Genomic DNA, 19,980 nt, shown 5'->3' with positions numbered 1-19,980 from the left:
ATCGGTGCACTTGTAAGTTTACCGGATAGGGGCCGGAATTTTCCACTGATTTTCCAGGGAAAACCGAACTTACAGGCCCCCAAGTTGCAGTGGTAATGCTCGGGAAATTGCGGGTAAGATGGTATGAGACGAGCCTCGCCTGCCAAAATGACGATACCAAGCGGTAGAGCGATTCTTGCTTTTTCGCGCAAGACGAGGCTCAAGGACAGAGAAGATGGTAACGCAAACGGAATCTCGAAAGACCTCGAAGGGGCTGCCTGACCCGGCCGCTCGACCCGATACGGACGTGGTGATCTACGACGGTCACTGTCGAATCTGTACCGGCGGGGTGAAGATTCTGTACCGGCTCGACGTGCAAAAGCGGTTGTCGTTTTTGTCGCTACACGATGCCCGAGTTGCTGATGTGGCCCCCAATCTGACCTTCGATCAAATGATGGAAGAGATGTGGGTGGCGGATATTCGAGGTCGCCAGCATAGCGGGGCCGAAGCATTTCGGTACCTGACGCGGCGGTTGGTTTTGTTGTGGCCGGTGATGCCGCTGATGCACATCCCGGGCTCACTTCCGGTTTGGAAGTGGATGTATCGGAAGGTTGCCGCGGCTCGGTATCGCTTCGGGAAGCATACCGGTGAAGACTGCGGCGATGCGTGTCAGATTCACTTCGGGCGGAAACCAGACCAACAGAATTCCAAGTAGCTTTGTCTGATCGTTGTTTCTAGGAAAGGAGTTCCTGGCCATGTTCGATCTTCGCAAGCATTCGTCGCATAGCACCGGCAAACCCAAGTCGATTCGCCGCGTGGGGATGCAGACGCCCAAGGTAGAAACCTTCCTCGACTACCAGGTCGAGATCGCCCAGCGAGCCGCCAGTCCGATCTCGAATCGGGTGGTCTTCAGCGTGAAGATCGACGGTGGCGAGCCTCTGCTGCAAGCCTACATGACCGGCTTTCTGACGGAGAAGTCTGCCCGCGAAGCAGCACACGAAGAGATCAAGAAGCTCGACTTCAAATATGGTCAGTCGATCTCGCCGATCTCGAACATTCTGACCAGCCTCAAGAAACAACGAGCCGTTCGGCGAATGCAAGAAAAGAAGAAGGGCGTCTAAGCGACGCCCTTTTCTGTGGTTGCTGCGTGGTGGTTGGGCCACGCCTTAGGCGGCCGAGCGTTTCTCGCTGGCGGCTTCTTCCGACTGGCCTTCCGATTCGTCTTCGACGTACAGTCGGCAGTAGGTTTTGCTGGTTTCGATCAGTTCTTCATGCGTGCCGGTTGCTTCGATCTCGCCATGGTTCATGACGACAATGCGGTCGGCCAGTTGCAGTGTGCTTGCTCGGTGCGTGATCAAGATCGCAGTACGCCCAGCGATGCAGTTCTTCAGGCTCTCGTGGATCAAGCGTTCGCTTTCCATGTCGATCTGGCTGGTCGCTTCATCCATGATGATGATGTCAGGATCGCGGAGCAGGGCTCGGGCGATCGAAACTCGCTGACGCTGACCGCCAGAAAGATTCTTACCGCTGTCGCCACACAGCGTGTCGTAGCCATGCGACATGTGCGTCTGAATGAACTGATCGACGTAGGCCAGCTTCGAGGCTTCGTACACTTCTTCGTCGGTGGCATCCATGCGGCCGTAACGAATGTTCTCGAGGATCGATTCGTTGAACAGGACGGTCGACTGCGTCACCAAAGCGATTTGGCTACGGAGGTCATGCTGGGTGAAGTTGCGGATATCGACCCCGCCGACTTGGACCGATCCTTGGTCAGGATCGTAGAACCGCATCATCAGGTTGATTAGCGTGCTTTTGCCGCATCCATTGGGCCCGACAATCGCCACCGTTTCCCCTTGGCGAATGGTCAGGTTCAATTTCTTCAGCACCGGCGTGTTGTCGATGTAGCAGAACTCGAGGTTCTCGAACTTGATTTCACGACCAACGCTGTCGATGGCAACGGGGTCTTTAGGATCGAGGATCGGTGGATCGGCTTGCAGCATTGGGTAAACCAACTCGGCACTGGCAATACCTGCCTGGATCGAACCGAACACGTCTCCCAGCTTTCGCAGGGGATCGGTACAACCAATCAGGAAGGCGTAAAACGCCAGGATCGAGCCCAGTTCCATCGGCTTATCAGCCAGAGGAATGCCAAAGATGTGCGTCTCTTGATTCAGCACCAGGTAACCGCCGGCAATCATCGACAAGCAGACCATGCCGAGGCCGAGGACTTCGTTGTTGACGCGGACCATCGAGTTGAAGAACTGGATTTTGACCCGTTCCCAATAGGCCTGACGCGACTTCGCTTCGAAGCGTTCCTTCTCGTATTCTTCGGTGCCATACGCTTTGACGACGTGATAGCCTTCCATGATCTGGAGGAAGAAGCCGGTGATCATGCCGTTGATCAAGATCGAGCGGACGTTCAGTTCTTTGATGGTCCGAGCGAGGCGATACAGCACAAAGGCGGCGATCGGAGCGATGATCAGCGACAGAATCAGCAGACGCCAGTTGATGTAGGCCGCACCTGCGAGGCAGGCAAACATCTTGATAGGTTCACGAACCGACTTGCCGAACAAAATTTCCAGGGCCGCACCAATCGAGCCGACGTCGCCCTGCATACGGGTCGTCGAGTCGCCGGCCGAGATGTTCGCTTTGCCGAGCCGGATATCGAGGAGTTTCTCGAACAGTTCGTGCTTCAAATCGAGCGCCGTCAACTGCGTGGCCCGAGCCACCAGCATCATGCTGAGCGAAAGGAACAAACCTTTCAGCATGGTGCCAACCAGCAGGAAACCAACTAACAGCAGCAACGTATTGAACGGACTTTCGGGCGCATACGACTCGATGTAAGGCTTCGATTTCTCGACGTTATTCAACTTGCCTTGCCAGCCAGAGATCTCGCTTTCGGCCTGGCGAATGCGCGTTTTCATCTCCGCGGCTTCTTGGGCGTCGTTCTCTTGCGGAAGCTCTGCCTGGAGATCTTGAATTTCGGTGTTCAGACGGGCGATTTGCGTGTTGCAGTTGACCGTTTCGCGATCGGCCCATTCATGCAGACTCTGTCCGTCGAAAATAATTTCGGCGAAAGGATAGACCGCACCGATATTGGCTCCCCACAGCACCCCAACCAACAGGGAGCAAATCATCGAGCCAATGATTGACCAACGGTATTTGGAAACACAGTGGCGAATCGCGAACAGGAGATACTTCATGCTAGGGTCGTGCAATCTTCGGTAGGAACCTAAAACGCCCGAGATATTCGAACGCCAGGCTTCTTGAAAGTCGCCGCAGCAGAGGCACATCCATTGCCCAATGCCAGCTCGGCGAAAAGGAACCGGAGAAAGCTACCGCGATTTGGGTTTGCCAGCAATATCAGTCGTGCCGGCGAACGCATTTCAGCGGGGGGCCTGCTAGCAGACGATTTATTCAGGATCGTCGTTGGCGGAAAGCATTTTCATCTGATTTGCCGCCTCCATCATGCCCAATGCGAACGAAGTCCCCAGCATCAATTGCCCGGTGGTGTCGTAATGGACAGTGTCTGCTAGCAGCGGCATTCCGTCAGTCGGCACGGTCCACACACCACGAATCGCCAGGTCTGAACCGCTTCGCATATCGACGGCTGCCTGCTGGGCTCGAATTTCATTGCGATGGGTGAAACGTTCCATCCAAGGTACGTTGGGCAGGACTTCCCCCATGACGAACGGGACTGGCTGGCTCTGGCAATCTTCTTCAATCCGAGCCTTCAACAGCGCGATCGATTGATCGTACTTGGTGGCCGACACCTCTTGCTTGGCGTCCGCTTCGCCTTGCATCCAGGCTACGCCTTTCAATTGCGGTTCCTTGCCATCCGCCTTCAAGGCCTCGAAAGCCTTGGTGAACTGGTCGCGGAGTCGCTTGTAGTGATTGCCCATGTTCGGATCGTCAGGCGAGATCCCAGGGTAGAAGGTTCCCCGGTTGGGGCCGGGCTCTTCGCCGGTCCACTTCGCTCCGTTGAACCCGGCGTGTAGTGGTTGCCCACTCAAGGCGAACTTCACGATGTAGATCTTCTGGTTGGGTAGCAGGGAAGCAAACGTGCCTGCGAAACCGACTTCCGGTCCAAAGCGGCCGCCACCATTCAAGTTCAACGAATTGGGAGCGAACTCGACGAACTGCTTCCCATCCCAATACTGCACCGAAGGGAGCGACTTTTGCCAGCTTTCCGGCAGTTGCGCTTTCGCACCACTACCTGCCATGTTCGATTGTCCCGACAGAATATAAACGTCGACCGGTTCGGCTGCGGTGGCGGTCGAAGGGGAAACAACCGCTGTCAGGGCGAAGATCAGGCCAATAACTGCAGTAAATCGATAGGACATGGTGGCTCGCATGGTGAAGAAGGGGAGGAGGGAAGGGGACCAGAAAGGATGCTTTCAGCTTACCCCGAATCGACCTTCGAAACAAAACACCGTCGTCATTCGTTTTCTGTAGTAACGTTTTGTAGCGATGCCTTTCGGGTGAAAGGTGTCGATTCAAGTGACATGATCAGCCGCTCCCGATTCGAGGAAGCCAGGCTGTTATTCGCAAATCGAGGAGAGATGGTGATGAAACGTTGGATTGCCCTGTTCAGTTTGACGCTGCTGGTAGGTTGGACCGTCGCCACTGCGGAAGCCGCGACCATTTTGGAAATCGAAGGCGCTTTGGACGCGAAGAAAGTGGTCGAGCTGACCACGGAAGATGTCGTTGTGATCGCTCCAAAGGGAATTGCTGGCTCGCAATTCGAGATCGCCGTCGAAGGTCCTGCCACGGCTAAGTTGTACGATCTGAAGCAGGTCAACGGTGGCCCGGCCCTGCTCGGACCGGCTCACAAACGCGTGGTGGTCCTGCCTTCGGAAAAGGGAAAAGTCAAAGTCAGTGTCACGGTGAAGTGGCCAACCGGCGACAAGCCAACGACCTTCGACTACATGCTGGAAGTGAAATAGCCAGTCCAATCGATCAAGCTTGGAACGAAAAAAGCCCACGCCATGAAAGCGTGGGCTTTTTTGATGAAGAGCGGGTGAAGGGAATCGAACCCTCGTAACTTGCTTGGGAAGCAAGGGCTCTACCATTGAGCTACACCCGCGAGCGACTTCACCTAATATAACGCCACCCCGACGCTGGGCAAGGATGTGCCTTGGCGAATTTAATCAGCCGGTGGCTGGTCACGGATTGCTCGATTTGTGTAGTCCAACAATCCGGTTCTAGCGGTTTTTCCGCATCTGTCAGTTGGGCAAGAGGTAAGCACCAGAAAAACTTCGACGGCTTTCCATCGTGCAGATCACCGGCGCGCACACTTGTAAAACTCTCCCGATAACCCAATCCCGGTCGGTGATGGAATGGCTCGATTTTGGAAGGAATCTGACCACGTCTTATGGACGTTGATTCTGTTTTATTTGGCGACGACGATCAGCGTGGCAATGCCTTCGCGTGACGTCACCATCATTCGAGCGAGTGCGGCAACCCTTCTTGATTATGCTTGGGCAGCCGAGTCCGACCTCGATGGCAATCGCCAGGCGGAAGCTCAGCAGCGACTGCTTAACCATTTGAAATGGATGGAAGACAATCTTCCGGAGCGTTGGGGCCAGTACACTCTGCAGCAGCGCGGCGAATGGGTCTTTCAAGCGATGCACGATCGTTTGCTGAATGGGAAGTACGACGAAAATCAAAACACGCTGAGCGGAGCCTTGATCGAAGGTGACTATAACTGCGTCTCGGCGACCATCTTGTTTCAGATTTTGACCGAGCAAGCTGGCTTGCCCACCGTGGCGATGCAAACTCGTGGCCACGTCTGGTGTCGACTACTGAGTCGACCCGAGCTCGACATCGAAACGACCTGTCCGACCTGGTTCCTGCTGGAACCGCACGACCGCGACTCTTCCCCGGCAATACTCGCAGGAAATGAGGCTCGAACGCTCTCGGCACGCGGTCTTGCCGCCAAGATTCCCTACAACAAAGCGAGCATCGCGGCTGCCGGCGGAGACTATGCCCAGGCCATGCAATTGCTCGAGTTCGCCTTGCGTCTCGATCCCAACGATGCCGCGGCTCGGCGAAACCATACCGCCATCTTGAATAACTGGGCGGTGGCATGTGTCAGCCAACGCGACTGTGACCAGGCCTTGAAGGTCCTGGAGCAAATGGAATCGCAGTCGACGCACGATGAGCAACTGGCTGAGAACCGACAGAAGATTGTCGATGCCGTCATCGAGCAGTGGTGTCGCACTGGTCGTTTCGAAGAAGCCTTGCGACTGCTTGAGCAGTACCCTGGCACAGAGCCGAGCCGCTACACAACCCGTTCGATCTACGAACAATGGATCCAAGACGCAACGGCCCAGGGCGAATGGCTTCAGGCCAAGAACATTTTGCGAATGGCGATGACCGCCCTCGAGAGCGATCCCCTGGCAATCGCCCAGTTGCGACGCCAGTATCGACAACTTCTCCCCAGCTAGTTGAGCCGATCCCTTTACGACTTCCCGCAGCTTTTTTGCCCCAAAAGCTGCTCGAATCGCGGCTTACCGCGATGTGGGGTCGCCCTAGGCCCTTTTCAAGGGACGAGGATTTGCCATCAACGAATCATGACGTATTTTTTTGAATAGTTCCGGGGCAAACATTTCGAGGAACTTACGCGCTGAAGGTACCAACTCGGTCTAGCCCCACCGACGTTCATCCGTTTGACAGTTCGACCTGCGATATCCGCTCGTCTGATTCACTTTTCTTACGCGATTAACTCCAGGTTCACAGGCTTATGACCAGTTGCGCCCCGTCCGCATCCGAGTTCGCTTTCACCAAGGTTCCAACTTGCTCTGATGCAAGTGAAGCCAAGGTGCGTGCGACGGTAGGTCAGCTGATCAGCCGAATCTTACCGAAGAAGATCAGCAACGAGCGTCGCCGCGACTTCCGGTATCCGTACCCGCATTTGATCTACCTGACTCCAATCGATGCTTCCGGTCAGGCCCTGAACGATTTATCGACGGTGGTCGTGGGGAAGAACATCACCGAGCGCGGAATCGACTTTTTCCACCGCGATCCGCTGCCATATCGCCGCGTGATCCTGACACTGGAATCGGAAGATGGTGCCCGGGCATCGGTCGTGACCGACTTGCTGTGGACTCGTTTCACGCGGCATGGTTGGTACGACAACGGCGGCCGCTTCCTGCATGTCCTCGCGCAGAACGGTCCTTCGTAGACGAATGGACCGCGAAGTTATCGCTCCATATTTCGGCCGAACTCCAGAAGTTCGTCCTTGGTGACTTCGCCGTCGCTGTTCTTATCGATGCGGTTGAAAAGCAACTGGCCACGCAAGGGAACTTCCGCGCGCTTGATAATGCCGTCGTTGTCGCGATCGAAGCGTTTTAAGATGTCGTTGGCACGCGATTGAATCAAGGCGACATCGATCTTGGGGCGTTGCGTCTTAGGAACCGAAATATCGCCATCGGCCGGTACGATCACGTCGAAGTAGCCGATCATCATTTCGTCCTTGGTCTGATCACCCCAGCGGACATCCTTTTCGGGATCCGGGTTGAATAGATTCTCGGTCGAGTTGTCGAAGTGGGCGATCGCATGAATCTGCGAGCCCTTCGGTAACGACCGAGGTTCGGCCAGTTCGTAAGCGGTCTGCCAATTGAAGTCGTAATGAGGAATGTCGATCAGCGTTTCCTCTTGACCATCTTCGGTCGCCAGGATGTAGCGAAACGACTTGCCACGCAGGTGCATATGCGGCATGAAGCTGAGCAGCCGCGTGTCGTCGTTGCTCACTTCGTCGGTGGATGCGAAAACCGGGTAGTTGCCTTCATTGGCGGGGATCTTAAACCAACGATTGGCGGCGCTGGTCGTGCGAACTTCGTACTTCACCTCTTCCTCTTCGGCGAAGATCAGGCCAAGCTGGCTGAGGTCTTCCTGAGGCGAGCCGATTGGCGTGTAGTGAATCTGAAAGACGAGACGAGCCCCTGCCGGGATCTTTTTGGCGGCACCTTCCGGATAGCTCTTGGCCAGCATGCCAGGCACGTAGCCAAACAAAAATCCGCCGGCACCCCCTTCCAAAGGAAGCATCCCTTTCTTGAGCGCCCCGGGCGAGACCGCGAAGCAAAGAATGTGGTGGACCACCTGCAGGTTGCCTGGCTTGATTTCGGCCGCTTTGACCCACATGTCTTTGTCGAAGCCAGGATCGACCACCGCGTACTTGTATTCCACTTCCCCTTCCGCTGGAACTGGGTAAGGGGTGCTCGTGACGTTCAACACCACGTCTGGCTTGGTCGGCAGCGTCCAGCCTTCGACAAAGGTTCGTGGCTGGGGCATCTGCTGGCTGTCTCCTTCCGGAGCTCCTGCTTCAACCCATTTCAGGATCGTGTCTTTCTCTTCAGCCGACAAGTGACGGTCGTTGGCGAAGTGGCCATACTTCGGGTCGGCATGCCAGGGAGGCATCCGCTGGTCTTCGACCACTTCGGCAATCATCTCGGCCCAGCCGACCACTTCCTCGTAGTCGGTCAGGGCGAACGGAGCGATCTGCCCTTCGCGGTGGCACTCGACGCAGCGATTCTGGAAGATGCGTGCGATCTGATTCGAGTAGGTTACCTCGGCCTTCTCGTCCGCTTCCAGCAAGCGACCAATGTGGCAACCGACCGGATCGGTTTCAGCAACGGTGACTGTCTTACCGGCGAGCACTTCGTTGATGGCGATCTTCAGGTCGTCGCGGGTCGCGGCGTCACGGACGTTGCCCACCAGGAAGTGATCGTCAATCCGGCCGCGATAGCGAATCGTGCGAGCCTGATCGAGCAAGACTACCTCAGGCGTTCGACGGGCACCTACTTCGTCGGCCAGCCGATTGGCCAAATCTTTCAGGAACGGAATCTCCAGAGAGTGCGTTTTGGCGAACGCGGCCATTTCGGTTAGCGAGTCGTGCTGGTTGGCATCGACCGCAATAATCGCGACCTTCTGGTCTTGGAAATCGTTGGCAAGTTGTTGCAGCGTCAGCGTATACCGCTTGGCAACCGGGCATTCGCAGCCGATGAACGCCAGCACGACAACCGGACTCTCTTGGAAGTCCGACAGTTTGACGGTCTTGCCACGGAAGTCTTTCAGCTCGAAGCCCTCGACCTGCTTCCCGATCGGCTGCGGCTCGACTTTCGATTCGCGGGCTAGCAGCGATCCGGCGGAAAAGCAGACAAGAAGAAGGGCAGCAACGGCGCGGTTCACGGCAGGAACCCTTATGAAAATCGGGGCTTGGCGAAAAGAATTTCCTACTTCGCTAACTGTAGCGAAGGGCTTTTGGTTTCGCCAAGCTAAAATTTTCAGCCGTTTAGAAGGTCGTCAGGCGGTTCACGCTGATATTCACCCCTTGGAACGGAACGACCCCATAAATACCGCGGGTGAAAACCAGGTTGATGAATTCATCCGCCCACAAGATCGGGCTCTTGGGGACGATGATGATATCGGAATCGCGAATCCAGATTTCATCCGAAGGGGCAGGGCGTTTGCCATAGAGGGCCCCCTTCAGGTCGAGCTTCGTCGCCACCAGACGCCAGTCTTCGGCACGGCGGAAGACGACCACCTCTCGCAGGTTAGCTCCCACGTTCCAGCCGCCAGCCATTGCCACGCTTTGGATCGCCGTCGTCGGTCCGGTCAGTTCGTAGCGGCCTGGGTTCGGGACTTCGCCCAGGACGTAAACATACCGAGCCGCTCGCTGAATCAGCACGGGCGTCACTTCGATGCCTTCGATCTGCTGAGCATAGCGTTCGTCGATTTCGCGTTTCAGTTCGTCCAGGGTCATCCCTTGGGCGGGGATGTTCCCGATGGCGGGAAGCTGAATCGTCCCTTCGGGCGTCACACGGCTACGACGCTGCTGACCACCTTCACCGGCACGACTGTCGACCGAGGCTCGCAGGTCTTCCAGCTTGGTGTTCACCTTCAGTGGTGTGACCGTGATAGCAGGCACCTTGTAGTACTTCTTGTACTTCTCGTCCAACGCCTGACGCAGTTCGTCGACCGTACGACGGGCCGCATGGATTTGACCCAGCAGCAAGACGGTGATCGTGCCGTCGGGCTGCACTACCAGGTTGCGGTTGAGGTTCGGATCGGTAAGCGATTCGATGTTGATCTCGTCGCCGACATTCAAGCGATAGGGGCTGGTCGTTTCCTGGCGAGTCAATCGGAAGATGAAGTCGAGTTCATCATCGACACGCAGGCGATACTCTGGCACGTGAGATGTTCGCGCGGGGCCGACGTATTCCCCTTGGGCGAAGACCTGCCATGGAATCGGTCGCCGAGCATTCCAGTGAAGTTCACCTTCGCAAGTCGGATCGGCCGAGTCCACACCTACCAAGATATCACTCGTGCCAGGTGGCTGGTGATAAGCCGAAATGTTCTGGGCATGGGCCGACATGCTGAACGCGAAGATCAGCAGACCACTCAGGGTGAATATCCAAGTACGCATTGGGTCGAATCCTTGACCGTGAATCGTGACTAGCGGGGGGTGGTGCGTTGTCGTCGTGCAATCGGATCGATGGCTTCGCCGCTCGGTGCCTGCTTGAGGCCGGTGTCTCCCTTGCCATGCTGGGCCATCTCTTCTGGCGAAACCCAGCGGACCGCATCAAGACCGGCGTTGGTTTCCGAGAACTGGCGAGCAAGCTGGGCTTCCGTCGAAGCACGTTGTGCCATCTCTGCTTCCCCCAGCGACTGGTGAACCGACGCCAGGTTTTGCCAGATCTCGGCTCGTGGTGAAGACTTCACACCTTGCAGCAAGACCTGCTTGGCATCTTCCAGTTGACCATAGCGAGCCAGCATGACCCCTAGTTCGTTCGCCGCCTCGAAGTTCGATCCATCGATGGCCAAAGCGGTTTGGAACAAGGCCATCGAGCGAGGCCCAATCAACGTCCGGTTATCGCCGGTCGTCTTGTAAAGGTACTCTTGAATGCGACCCAGTCCGACCAAGGCCCGAGCGGTTTCCGGCACGCCACCGCAAGCGATCGACAACTTGTCTTGGGCATAGTTGAAGTAGAGTTGAGCCGCGGTCAACGCGGTTTCAAACTGTAGGTCTCGGTTCTTGAGCACCGGCGTGCGGTGCGAACTCACCACCATCGACAGGTCGACGTTCGCTTCCAGCCGGGCACCCGAAGGAATGAAATCGCCTGCTTCTTCCAGGGCGACGATCGCTTCGGCCAGGGCATCGCTATGACGATGCGACTTCTCGGCCGTATCGAGCGTTTGCGTAGCGAGACGCAGCACCTGAATGAACTCGGCACGAGCCGAGAAATAGGCACCGCGCTGAGCCAGGATCAAACCATGATTGACCAGCGAATCCATACGCCCACGCACTGCCAGCATCGCATGATCGATGGATGGTGTCGGCTGCTGGGGAGATGGCACCATCTGGGGACCGATCGGAAGCATGTTCTGCATTTGCGAACGGATATCCATCGGTGGACCGGGGAGATTCACAATCTCTTGCATCGCTGGATTGGCCGGAGCGAGTTCCACCTGCTGCGGAGCCAGGCTGACGTAATCAGCTCGCGGACCAGGTTGCCGCGGAGCAGGCGACTCCAGGACCGATTTCTGCGGCGAAGCAGGACCGACGTAGTTTGGCAGAACCGTGTTGTTCGGGATCTCACGCATTTGGCTGGTTGGTTCCGGCAGCGGCTCTTGCGGCGGCAAGTTGGCAAGGAACTCTTCCGCCGACATCCGAGGCTGGCTGGCCGCTGGCGTTGGCTGCGGAGGCATTTCCAGCTCCGGGCCGTTCAACACCAGCGGAGTAGATGCCTCGACAGCCGGAGTGATTGCTGGCTGCGGTTGAGGTGCTGGATTGGGTTGAACGGGAATCGAAGCAGGTCGCTTGGGTGCGGCCGAGGGGAGTGGCGGTTCCGCGAAGAAGGAATCGAATCCTGCTTCGGGGGCTTTTACCGGAGTTGGAACAGGTTCCAGTTGCGGTAAGTTTTCCGATGAGGGCTTCTTTTCGATTCTGATAGGAAAGCGGATCGTCTCGAGCGACGTTGGTTTCTGATCTTGCCCGACCGGGGGTAGCCGCGTTGGATTGCTGTCGGAGTTTTCGATCGCGCTGGCAGCTGCGTGAGCTTCGCTAATGACCAGATGAGCAGCCAACTGGGTCATAGGACGAACATCGTCCGGTGCCTGGAAACGATTCGGGGCAACGACCTTGGGAGCCGGTGTTTGCGTGTGATCGGCCAGTTCAGGCGTGCGTCCACATCCGGCGATCATTGCAATCGCCAAACTCAGCACAATCCCAACCTGGGTTGTTGAGGGCAGAGGTCGATCCATCTTTCCATCCATGAAGACTCGCGTGATGTGGCGCACTCCGATCCGTGGAATGGCACATCGATTCCTAAAGACGGAATCGACCAATCCAAAACGATGCAATCACTCAAACCGGACTCACCAGAGCCAGTCCTGCGCAGGCTGGAAGTCATACCTGATACACGCCGTAGGAGATGAACGTTCCGGATAACCGTTACAGCCAGATCGAGGCGACGCCAGAGGCTGAAAGAAGAGGAGGAACCTGGAAAATGGATTTACCAGTAAGTAACTCACGCTTGGCAAAAGAACGTATTCTAATCTTGGGAGACGGTAATCAGTTACCGGCGTTGTGAGGGGCGTCTCCGACTCGAAGAGCGACACATTGACCACGATTCATAGTCCACAACTTGAGCACAAACCAGCCCACGGCCGCGTCCTGGTCGTGGACGATGATCGGCTCATGCGCACGCTGATGCACGAATATCTTAGCCGTGAAGGCTATGAAGTCGTGCTTGCCGAGAATTGCCTCGACGCCCTCTCGATTTTGGAAGAGGCCAGCAACGAATTCAAATTCCTGGTGACCGACTGGGAACTGCCAGATGGTTCCGGGATCGATCTGATCCGTCACGTTCGCCACGTGGTTTGTTCGCATTACATGTATATCGTGATGGCGACTTCGCATGGCCATCGAGACAATCTGACCCGTGCCCTCAATGCTGGGGCCGACGACTTCCTCGCCAAGCCGATTGATCGCGGCGAACTGATCGCCCGTATGCGGGCTGGTCAACGTATCCTCGATCTCGAAACCCGGCTCACGCATCTCGCCAATAGCGACTTACTTACCGGCCTGCCGACGCGTCGCGTCTTCGAGGAACTGGTCTCGAAGGAATGGGGCCGAGCCCGACGTTACCGACGTCCATTGGCATGTGTGCTGTTCGACATCGACTACTTCAAACGAGTCAACGACATTCACGGCCATGCCGCCGGTGACCAAGTGCTGCGAGAAGTGGGACGCGTGTTCGCCGATTCGGTGCGTGACTCCGATATTATCTGTCGCTATGGTGGCGAAGAGTTCTGTGCCTTGCTGCCAGAAGCCACTTCCGAACAGGCCGCCATCTGGGCCGAGAAACTGCGGAAACGTATTTCCGAACGCGACATCATCCTCGACTCTGCCGTCGTCAATGTGACCATCAGTATGGGCATCGCTGAGTCACTGGCCGAGATGGAAGATCCTGAGGACCTGGTCGAGATCGCCGATCAATGTCTGCTGGAAGCCAAGGGGAGCGGACGCAACCAGATCGTTTGTTTTAACGATCTGAAGAAGGCCGCCGCAGATTCCGCCAATCGAGTTGATCCAGTCTTCGGCGAAGCGATTGCTGCCGATGCGATGACCCAGGTTGTCAGCTCGGTGACGCCTGATTCCAGCGTGATCGATGTCAGTCAGTTCTTCTTGACCTATCGCATTCCCTCGGCCCCAGTGGTCGACAAAGACGGCATCCTGGTCGGTGTCGTCTCTGATAAAGACTTGCTGGCGGTTGCCAGCCAACCCGATCCCTATACGACGACGATCGATCAGGTCATGCGTCGTAATCCGATTTGCTATCCCCCCGACATCCCCTTGCGGGTCGTCTGGGAGTTTCTCAATCGCGTTTCGATCCGTTCGCTGTTTATCAGCCAGAATGGCAAGACACTGGGAATCATCAGCCGGCAGAGCATCTTACGCTGGCTGGCGAACTCGGTGTGGAAGAATTCCACGCCAGTTGAAGGTGGCGGGGTAGCACCCGTTAGCACGCCACAACGCATCGAGACGGCCGCCAGGCTGTTGGCCCACGCGTCTCGCAAGCTGAGCGACGATGTCGATCACGTTTCGGAAGAGGATCATGCTGCCATGGTGATTGGTTCGGTCTCGCAGATGCAAGAACTGTTGAACGAACTATTGGCATCGGTCGGCGAAGGTGGCGGAGCGATGCACTTGGATTCGATCCTCGAATCTTACGAAGTCTAAGATCAACGCACCCAGATCTGGTAACGCCACTGAATCGTTTTTGGGAACGGTTCGTGATCGAGCGATGCGTTCACCTCGAAACCGGTCGCTGAGGCCGGCAACTCAGGCGTCGGAAATTGTTCCTGGGCGATCACCTCGACGCAAACTTCCACGCCGTTGACGCTCCAGACCCAAGGTCCATCTCGTTCCAACTTCGGTTCGACAGGCGTCGGCATCACCGACCCGTATCGGCTGCACATGCAGCGTGGATAATCTTGCATGCGGCAGGCAACCGCATACTGCAGACCGCCGGGCTTACTGGTCGGCTCGACCGCGGCAGACCAGTGGCTATGACCTGCCTTGCCCACCAACAAAGCGACACTCGAATCGCCCCGTTCTTCCATGTGGACCTCTTGATAAGGTGGGCTATCGGGCCAATCTTCTTCGTCGGTCCCTTCGATGGAAGCGAACAGCGGCGTGCACTCTTCGCCCTGAACCAGGGCGAGGACATGACCGAAGCGATCCTTCTGCTTGACGAAATGTACGAACAAGCCGACACCGTCTTCACGAATCGATTCGACAATATACTCGTTGGCTTCCGCGGGGTTTTGAGACACGTCTCTGGCTCCTGATGATGGAGGGGGCGTTAAGGCTTAGTTGTCTGGAGTTTCCTGTCCGACTCGCCAACGCAAGTAGGCATCGAGAAACCCTTGAATCTCACCATTCATCACGCTGTGGAAACTGCCCATATAAAAACCAGTTCGGGCATCTTTCACGCGTTGATCGGGGTGCAGGAAGTAGTTGCGAATCTGCGATCCGAAACCAACTTTCGCCTGCGTCTTGTACTTGGCGGCTTGCTCGTTTTCGCGACGTTCTTCTTCAACACGAGCCAGTCGCGAACGAAGCATCTTCCAGGCCTGGGCCCGGTTCTTATGCTGACTTCGCTCTTGCTGGCACTGCACCACGATCCCAGTCGGAATGTGGGTCAAGCGAATCGCGCTGTCGGTTTTGTTGACATGCTGACCGCCGGCACCGCTGGCCCGGAAGGTGTCGGTTCGCACATCTTCTTCGTCGATGTCGACTTCTTCCGAATCGGGGATTTCAGGAGAAACATCGACCGCCGCGAAGCTGGTCTGGCGTTTCCCTTCCGAGTTGAACGGGCTGATACGCACCAGGCGATGCATGCCCGTTTCCCCTTTCAGGTAGCCGTAAGCCATCGGACCGCGAACGACGAACGTAGCGTTGTTGATGCCTGCTTCTTCGTTATCGGTTCGATCGAGCAGTTCGACGTTGTATTCATTCTGGTCCGCCCAGCGGCCATACATGATCAGCAACATCTCGGCCCAATCGTTGGCGTCGGTCCCGCCGTCGCGAGCATTAATTGTGACGATCGCTCCGCAATTATCGTAGGGCCCGTCGAGCAATGCCTTCAGTTCCAGCGCTTCGAGCGTTGTTTCCAGCGTCTCGAGCGTGCCTGGAACTTCCGCGGCCAGCGAGTCATCTTCTTCGGCCATCTCGAGCATCACGTCCAGGTCTTCGATTCCCGCCAGGCATTCATCCAGCGGTTCGACCAGCGCACGGAGCGACTTCATTTGGCCGACGGTTTCCTGGGCGCGTTCCTGGTTATCCCAGAAATCGGCAGCGGCCATGCGCTCTTCGATACTCTTCAACTGTTTCTGTTTGGCAGCGTAGTCAAAGAGAGTCCTTTAGCTGTAGGAGTCGCTCGCGGATCGATTCGGCACGGTCGTAAAACTCGCGTTCCATGGTAAACCTGAAAGAGGCTTGCAAATCAAAGACAGGGTGAGATCGAAAAGCAAATGGCCAGAACGTGGCACGCGGCGACGCTCTGGCCTGAGATGCGATGCGACTTAGTCGTTCAGCTCGAAGATCGCTTCGACTTCCACGCACATGTTGGCTGGCAGAGCGTTCACGCCGACAGCGCTACGGGCGGCAATGCCACAATCTTCGCCGAACACTTCCTTCATCAGTTCGCTGAATCCGTTGATCACGGCTGGCTGCTGCGAGAAACCATCGACACAGTTGACCAGACCAAAGGTCTTTACCAGACGCTTGATCTTGTCGAGGCTGCCGAGGTGAGCCTTCAACGTAGCCAGCATGGCCAGACCGGTCTGGCGAGCTGCGGCGTAGCCTTGTTCCTGATCGAGGTCTTGACCGATCTTGCCCAATTGCAGCGTACCGTCGGTGCTCAAAGGACCGTGACCCGACAGGTAAACCAGGTTACCGACGGTGACGGCTGGCTTGTACAAGCCCATGGCCTTGGGGGCCGGTGGAAGTTCTACGTTCAGGGCTGCCAGGTTTGCGTCGAAGCTCATTGCTCGCTCTCTCGTTCGATTAGTTCTTACTTCTTATAGACATCGTCTGGGTTGACCAGACGTGTTTCGACAATCTTGGTTTCGCTGGAATCGATCTCGCGGAAGAAGCAGGTTCGGAAGCCTTCGTGACAGGCCGCTCCGACTTGCTCGACTTTCAGCAGCACGGTATCGGCATCGCAGTCGACCAGAATCTGACGGACCGTTTGTTGATGCCCGCTCTCTTCGCCCTTTCGCCACAGCTTGTTCCGGCTGCGGCTGAAATAGACCGCTTTGCCGGTGGCCAGCGTTTCAGCGAAGGCTTCGCGATTCATCCATGCCATCATGAGGACATCGCCGTTATCAGCATCCTGGGCGATCGCCGGCACCAAACCACCAGCCTTGTCGAAGTCCGGCTCGCGGGGGAGAGAAATCGTCATCGCTGGGGAATCTCTAGTAAATGGGCAGGAAATCGGGAAACCAATTCGGTTTAGTGTGACCGTCTGGGCCGCAATCGGCAACCGGGTGAGCGCACTGCGGACGCCCCCTCAACCTGGCGGGCCGGTCAAACGTCATACGTGGCTTGCGAGGGGCATTCCGTGTTGCCCGCAGACACCGCAAATCCGGACCAAAGCCGCTAGCGGTGTAGTCACTGGAAGCAGATTGCCGAATCTGAGTTTGTCAGGCCGCTTTCGCGCTGCAAAGGACTAGCAATCGCCAGCTTCCTTCGATAATTCCCCCAGAATGCACGAGGTTCCGTCGTGAAGAAGTCGCTCAGTATTATCATGCCGGTTCACAATGTTCAGTCGAGCATCGGTGGGGAAGTAGAGCGTTTGCTCGATATCGTTTCGGATCTGACCAACGATTTCGAGGTGATGATCGTCGACGATGGCTCGACCGACGGTACCGAAGAAGTACTGTACGAAATCACTTGCCGATATCCGCAAGTCCGCTCGCGTCGTTACACACCACGCCAGGGCAAAGCCACTGCCATCGATCTCGGCCTGGCGGCGGCTTCCGGGGAAGTGGTGATGATCCAAGATCAGGAACGCCAACTTACCAGCGACGATATCCACTCGCTGTGGGCTATGCACATTGATGCCGCGACGGCCCAACCGGTTCGCCAGACAGAACCGGCCATCAATCGGCCGGGCTTCCCCGTGCTGCCAAACGATCCGCAACCACTCAACGACGATCTCTTGCGTCGCCTGGCCAGTTGGGGCGCTGACATCAGCGAACTCGAATCGCTGAACGAGGCACTGGAGCAACTGCATTACGAAATGGAATCAGACAAGCAGCCTACCGAAGTGGTTCAGCCTCCGGCTCCTCGCCTGAAAATGCCACGCTTCCTCCGTCGTTTACACGACTTCGCCACCGGTGAATAACGGGCAATTTGCGAAGAGTTTTCCGTTCGTCAAGATGGTGCCCCTTACTGTCAAAGTTGCGGCGAAGTATTTTCCAATAAATATTGCAAACTCTTGATTCGTCGAAATGGATTCGATAGAATCGGCCATTGCTGATAAGACGTTTCAGGCGCTATATCCCTCATTTTCCCTTCCAGGTGATCTTTTCATTCCTAAGGGTTGAGAAGTGACCCCAACGGCAGCTTCGGAATCATTCCGATGCTTGGAGCGTTTTCAGGCACACTTTTCACGGAGTTCGATGAAGTCCTGGTTCTTTTCGGGGACGGCATCAAATTCCAAACATCAGGCTTAGCAGACGGGATTAGGCACCCCACGCTAATTGGCCTTCGATCGATTACAACGGAACAGTCAAGAAGCATTCCGACAAACTCTCTCTCCTTAGGTGCCCGCGCGCTTTGGGTGTGTGTTTGCTGTCGTGCCGTCTTTTCGTTGCTACCGACCAGGGGTCATTTGGCAGTCGGTTGAGTCTCCGGAATAGGGAGGACTTCTCATGGCAACGGTTCCATTTACCATGGACCACGCGGTATACGCGTATGCGCCTTCCGGGACGGGCAATAAGTCCCCTCGTAAGTTGCATCGCATCCGCGAGCTTCGTAAACAGCAGGGTGTATCGCTTCGCACCGCATCTCGGAAGTTGGGCATGCCCGCTTCTCAGGTCCGCGAAGAAGAGAAGCCCGGTTCGGATCTTCTCGTTTCTCAACTTTCGCAGTGGGCCGATATCTTAGACGTGCCCATCGCCGATCTACTGGAAGAGCCACAAAACAATCTCTCGTCTCCGATTCGTGAACGTGCCAAGCTGGTTCGTATCATGAAGACCGTCAAGGCAATCTCGGAGCGTACCCAGGAGGCCAATATCGGTATCCTGGCGGAAGTGCTGGTCGATCAACTGACCGACCTGATGCCAGAACTGGCAGAAATCAATGCGTGGAACAACGTCGGTCAACGTCGTTCGCTGAACGACCTGGGCCAAATCGCCGAACGGCGAATTTCGTGCGATTCGATCGTTAGTGCTCTGCGAGACTAGCCACCGCCAATCGCGCTTCTCCCGATCAGTGTTTCCCCGTGCCCCAAGCTTGATCCGTTCAGGCTTGGGGCATTTTTATGCACGTTCGCGTGATGGAAACCAACCTGCCGGCTAGTCCAGCGTTAAACCAGATCTTTCAGGTGGAAATGGAATTTCCCGAGCTTACCGCCGTAGTTTCCGGCCGAGATCGCCAGAACGCCTTCAATTGCAGCGGCATGGAGGGCTGTTTTCATGCCGGCGGCGACCGCTTCTTCGCTGGTGCCATCCAGAACGATTTCAAGCACGCAGTTGGCACCTTCGACCACTTGCGATTCGACTCGGCCCCGCAAGGTTGGGCAGTTCGTATCAGAAGTCGAGGCCCGTAAGGTCTTATATCGAGAGCCAACTTTACTGCCGCTTCGCGCCACGCCGCCTGGGAAGGGAGCGATCACCTCCGGCTGCGGTGCCAGGGCATCGATCGCTTTCCGAGCAGCCATAAGGGCGGTTGCCTGGTCGACAGCTTGAAAGATGATGTTTCCGCCGGCGACCCCTTTTTCGATCCCCAGCGACTCGACGCAGAAGAACTCGCCATCCATGACCGGGATCCGCCAGTACCTTGTGCCGCCTACGACCTTGCTCTTCTGGAACCCGTCGCCAAAGTACCGTAGCGATTTGCCGAGCGGCAGTCGTTTCTCCGCGGCTGGCAATCCGTCGAAGACGGCCGTCGAAGCACAGGTCATCACGCACTGACCAACCCGGTTGCTGACCGCTTTGGTGAGGGCATCGGCCGAAAAGCCGAATGCCAGGATCGAAACCGCCGGCCTGCCATCTGGCGATTGGTCGGCAGTCAGAAAGTGCTCGATCCCAACTTCCGCATCACAGGCAATCACGCTACTGCCATAGCCACACAGTTCGTTGGCGGCGGCCATCAGCCAGTGATCGTCGAAAGCGGTAATGATCAAACGTGTGTAGACCATCCCGAACGCTTCGGCGAACGTATCGACAATTTGCGTATTTCCGAGTTGCACAGAGCCGTTT

18 protein-coding genes and 1 tRNA gene are annotated in these 19,980 nt (G+C 56.5%); 8 read left to right on the top strand and 11 right to left on the bottom strand.

Annotated features, from left to right (window positions below; genetic code table 11):
• Positions 1-214: 214 nt before the first annotated feature.
• Both AB1L30_RS26820 and AB1L30_RS26815 read left to right on the top strand, forming a co-directional pair.
• Positions 215-694 (top strand): DUF393 domain-containing protein, encoded by a 480-nt coding sequence (locus tag AB1L30_RS26820; RefSeq protein ID WP_367017651.1) that lies wholly within the window; start codon positions 215-217, stop codon positions 692-694.
• Positions 695-734: 40 nt separating this feature from the next.
• Positions 735-1,100, top strand: a complete 366-nt coding sequence (locus tag AB1L30_RS26815; RefSeq protein ID WP_367017649.1) for a hypothetical protein — start codon at positions 735-737, stop codon at positions 1,098-1,100.
• A gap of 45 nt (positions 1,101-1,145) precedes the next feature.
• Here AB1L30_RS26815 and AB1L30_RS26810 read toward each other — a convergent pair whose 3' ends face one another.
• Together AB1L30_RS26810 and AB1L30_RS26805 are read right to left on the bottom strand one after the other, a co-directional pair.
• Positions 1,146-3,182, bottom strand: coding sequence for an ABC transporter ATP-binding protein (locus AB1L30_RS26810; protein WP_367017647.1), 2,037 nt, complete (start codon positions 3,180-3,182; stop codon positions 1,146-1,148).
• A gap of 210 nt (positions 3,183-3,392) precedes the next feature.
• Positions 3,393-4,322 carry a sialate O-acetylesterase gene (locus tag AB1L30_RS26805; protein ID WP_367017645.1) on the bottom strand — a complete coding sequence of 310 codons (930 nt, stop codon included), beginning with the start codon at positions 4,320-4,322 and terminating at the stop codon, positions 3,393-3,395.
• 225 nt (positions 4,323-4,547) lie between these two features.
• On the opposite strand from AB1L30_RS26805, the gene AB1L30_RS26800 reads away from it, so the two are divergent.
• Positions 4,548-4,925, top strand: a complete 378-nt coding sequence (locus tag AB1L30_RS26800; protein ID WP_367017643.1) for a hypothetical protein — start codon at positions 4,548-4,550, stop codon at positions 4,923-4,925.
• Positions 4,926-4,994: 69 nt separating this feature from the next.
• On the opposite strand, the gene AB1L30_RS26795 is transcribed toward AB1L30_RS26800, so the two are convergent.
• Positions 4,995-5,065: transfer RNA gene (locus AB1L30_RS26795), tRNA-Gly, on the bottom strand.
• A 253-nt stretch (positions 5,066-5,318) separates the two neighbouring features.
• Between AB1L30_RS26795 and AB1L30_RS26790 the strand changes: the two genes are divergently transcribed.
• On the top strand, positions 5,319-6,428 hold the full coding sequence (locus tag AB1L30_RS26790) for a hypothetical protein (protein WP_367017641.1): 1,110 nt from the start codon (positions 5,319-5,321) through the stop codon (positions 6,426-6,428).
• A gap of 296 nt (positions 6,429-6,724) precedes the next feature.
• On the top strand, positions 6,725-7,165 hold the full coding sequence (locus AB1L30_RS26785; RefSeq protein ID WP_367017640.1) for a hypothetical protein: 441 nt from the start codon (positions 6,725-6,727) through the stop codon (positions 7,163-7,165).
• A 17-nt stretch (positions 7,166-7,182) separates the two neighbouring features.
• On the opposite strand, the gene AB1L30_RS26780 is transcribed toward AB1L30_RS26785, so the two are convergent.
• The 3 genes from AB1L30_RS26780 to AB1L30_RS26770 form a co-directional block, all read right to left on the bottom strand.
• Positions 7,183-9,171 carry a redoxin domain-containing protein gene (locus AB1L30_RS26780; RefSeq protein ID WP_367017638.1) on the bottom strand — a complete coding sequence of 663 codons (1,989 nt, stop codon included), beginning with the start codon at positions 9,169-9,171 and terminating at the stop codon, positions 7,183-7,185.
• A 103-nt stretch (positions 9,172-9,274) separates the two neighbouring features.
• Complete coding sequence (locus AB1L30_RS26775) at positions 9,275-10,408, bottom strand: polysaccharide biosynthesis/export family protein (protein WP_367017636.1); 1,134 nt, start codon at positions 10,406-10,408, stop codon at positions 9,275-9,277.
• A 29-nt stretch (positions 10,409-10,437) separates the two neighbouring features.
• A complete protein-coding gene (locus AB1L30_RS26770; protein WP_367017634.1) occupies positions 10,438-12,246 on the bottom strand; it encodes a hypothetical protein in 1,809 nt (602 codons plus the stop codon).
• Positions 12,247-12,571: 325 nt separating this feature from the next.
• Between AB1L30_RS26770 and AB1L30_RS26765 the strand changes: the two genes are divergently transcribed.
• Positions 12,572-14,227: a diguanylate cyclase gene (locus AB1L30_RS26765; protein WP_367017632.1), complete on the top strand. Its 1,656-nt coding sequence runs from the start codon at positions 12,572-12,574 to the stop codon at positions 14,225-14,227.
• A 2-nt stretch (positions 14,228-14,229) separates the two neighbouring features.
• Here AB1L30_RS26765 and AB1L30_RS26760 read toward each other — a convergent pair whose 3' ends face one another.
• The 4 genes from AB1L30_RS26760 to hisI all read right to left on the bottom strand — a co-directional run bounded on the left by AB1L30_RS26760 (position 14,230) and on the right by hisI (position 16,955).
• Complete coding sequence (locus AB1L30_RS26760) at positions 14,230-14,823, bottom strand: hypothetical protein (protein ID WP_367017630.1); 594 nt, start codon at positions 14,821-14,823, stop codon at positions 14,230-14,232.
• Positions 14,824-14,859: 36 nt separating this feature from the next.
• Positions 14,860-15,970 (bottom strand): peptide chain release factor 2 gene (gene prfB, locus AB1L30_RS26755; protein ID WP_367017628.1). Its coding sequence is split into 2 segments (ribosomal slippage): positions 14,860-15,900 and positions 15,902-15,970, totalling 1,110 coding nucleotides; the frame shifts between segments, so codons are not numbered across the junction.
• 104 nt (positions 15,971-16,074) lie between these two features.
• Positions 16,075-16,539, bottom strand: coding sequence for a RidA family protein (locus AB1L30_RS26750; RefSeq protein ID WP_367017626.1), 465 nt, complete (start codon positions 16,537-16,539; stop codon positions 16,075-16,077).
• Positions 16,540-16,565: 26 nt separating this feature from the next.
• Positions 16,566-16,955, bottom strand: a complete 390-nt coding sequence (gene hisI, locus AB1L30_RS26745) for a phosphoribosyl-AMP cyclohydrolase (RefSeq protein WP_345094442.1) — start codon at positions 16,953-16,955, stop codon at positions 16,566-16,568.
• 321 nt (positions 16,956-17,276) lie between these two features.
• Here hisI and AB1L30_RS26740 point away from each other — a divergent pair, with 321 nt between their 5' ends.
• Entirely contained in the window at positions 17,277-17,900 is a 624-nt protein-coding gene (locus AB1L30_RS26740; RefSeq protein WP_367017624.1) for a glycosyltransferase, read from the top strand.
• A 679-nt stretch (positions 17,901-18,579) separates the two neighbouring features.
• On the top strand, positions 18,580-18,963 hold the full coding sequence (locus AB1L30_RS26735; protein WP_367017622.1) for a hypothetical protein: 384 nt from the start codon (positions 18,580-18,582) through the stop codon (positions 18,961-18,963).
• 122 nt (positions 18,964-19,085) lie between these two features.
• Here AB1L30_RS26735 and fhcD read toward each other — a convergent pair whose 3' ends face one another.
• Entirely contained in the window at positions 19,086-19,970 is an 885-nt protein-coding gene (gene fhcD / locus AB1L30_RS26730) for a formylmethanofuran--tetrahydromethanopterin N-formyltransferase (RefSeq protein ID WP_367017620.1), read from the bottom strand.
• Positions 19,971-19,980: the final 10 nt, after the last annotated feature.

It is taken from the genome of Bremerella sp. JC817 (assembly GCF_040718835.1).
Lineage (GTDB): Bacteria > Planctomycetota > Planctomycetia > Pirellulales > Pirellulaceae > Bremerella.
This window is presented reverse-complemented; position numbering and strand designations above follow the sequence as displayed.

Coding starts and splice junctions, on each gene's coding strand:
- AB1L30_RS26785 (WP_367017640.1), top strand. CDS start 6,725: ATGACCAGTTGCGCCCCGTCCGCATCCGAGTTCGCTTTCACCAAGGTT.
- AB1L30_RS26750 (WP_367017626.1), bottom strand. CDS start 16,539: ATGAGCTTCGACGCAAACCTGGCAGCCCTGAACGTAGAACTTCCACCG.
- AB1L30_RS26735 (WP_367017622.1), top strand. CDS start 18,580: ATGCCCGCTTCTCAGGTCCGCGAAGAAGAGAAGCCCGGTTCGGATCTT.
- AB1L30_RS26790 (WP_367017641.1), top strand. CDS start 5,319: ATGGCTCGATTTTGGAAGGAATCTGACCACGTCTTATGGACGTTGATT.
- AB1L30_RS26805 (WP_367017645.1), bottom strand. CDS start 4,322: ATGTCCTATCGATTTACTGCAGTTATTGGCCTGATCTTCGCCCTGACA.
- AB1L30_RS26770 (WP_367017634.1), bottom strand. CDS start 12,246: ATGGATCGACCTCTGCCCTCAACAACCCAGGTTGGGATTGTGCTGAGT.
- AB1L30_RS26775 (WP_367017636.1), bottom strand. CDS start 10,408: ATGCGTACTTGGATATTCACCCTGAGTGGTCTGCTGATCTTCGCGTTC.
- AB1L30_RS26810 (WP_367017647.1), bottom strand. CDS start 3,182: ATGAAGTATCTCCTGTTCGCGATTCGCCACTGTGTTTCCAAATACCGT.
- AB1L30_RS26815 (WP_367017649.1), top strand. CDS start 735: ATGTTCGATCTTCGCAAGCATTCGTCGCATAGCACCGGCAAACCCAAG.
- AB1L30_RS26800 (WP_367017643.1), top strand. CDS start 4,548: ATGAAACGTTGGATTGCCCTGTTCAGTTTGACGCTGCTGGTAGGTTGG.
- AB1L30_RS26820 (WP_367017651.1), top strand. CDS start 215: ATGGTAACGCAAACGGAATCTCGAAAGACCTCGAAGGGGCTGCCTGAC.
- hisI (WP_345094442.1), bottom strand. CDS start 16,955: ATGACGATTTCTCTCCCCCGCGAGCCGGACTTCGACAAGGCTGGTGGT.